The organism is Ligilactobacillus salitolerans (genome assembly GCF_003864415.1).
In the GTDB taxonomy this organism is placed as follows: domain Bacteria; phylum Bacillota; class Bacilli; order Lactobacillales; family Lactobacillaceae; genus Ligilactobacillus; species Ligilactobacillus salitolerans.
Genome location: NZ_BFFP01000097.1, coordinates 1 through 664 on the forward strand (window position 1 = coordinate 1; position 664 = coordinate 664).

3 protein-coding genes are annotated in these 664 nt (G+C 37.5%); all 3 read left to right on the forward strand.

The annotated features are described in order from the left end of the window. The coding region (locus LFYK43_RS12210) for an IS3 family transposase (RefSeq protein WP_148095632.1) at positions 1 to 180 on the forward strand (180 nt) is incomplete at its 5' end. A 172-nt stretch (positions 181 to 352) separates the two neighbouring features. After that, positions 353 to 535, forward strand: coding sequence for a hypothetical protein (locus LFYK43_RS12215; protein WP_124978415.1), 183 nt, complete (start codon positions 353 to 355; stop codon positions 533 to 535). Next, positions 528 to 664 (forward strand): IS66 family insertion sequence element accessory protein TnpB (gene tnpB, locus LFYK43_RS13140; RefSeq protein ID WP_369692918.1); only part of this gene is annotated, 137 nt, incomplete at its 3' end. The genes LFYK43_RS12215 and tnpB, both read left to right, overlap by 8 nt.

Consider the following 664-nt stretch of genomic DNA (forward strand, 5'->3'; position numbering starts at 1 on the left):
AGTTTCTGGAGTCATATGAAAACCGACTTTTTTGCTTTTAAACGTGCTTTGTCTCGCCTTGAAATGGAAGAATTTATCCAGCAGTGTATTGATTGGTACAATAACAAACGTCGTCAAGAAACACTAAACGGCATGACCCCAACAGAATATCGGAATCATGCCGTTCAGAAAATCGCATAGGTTTTAATTATTTGAGCTGTCTACTTGACACATAGTAGCCCCAAGGCTTGTATGCTTCTATTGTTATATAAGTGCATTGTACCTAGTGTCGTAAGCAGTGCCCAGCGGGACGTATTTAAATAAAAAACCAGATTTAATATAATTGCCTTATCAAATGAGATGAGGTGATTTTTTGGATAACAAGCATGATTTTGTCCAAGTTAAAATTGATGGTCCTAGATCAACGAATGAGGTTAAGTCTCAAAAGGCCATGCAGTTTCGCATTGATCAAAATAAAACTGTGGTGGTCTACAATCGGATCAACAACTATATCCTCGATGCTTTCTTAAAAGCGGTGTTCCCTCATGATGCTTGACTTGAATAAAATCGACCAGATTTATTTGGTGACGGGCAAAACAGATCTACGTAAAGGAATTGATGGTTTAGTTGCTGTAGTCACTGAAGAATTTGCTCTCGATCCTTTTCAAAATGCTTTGTTTCTTTT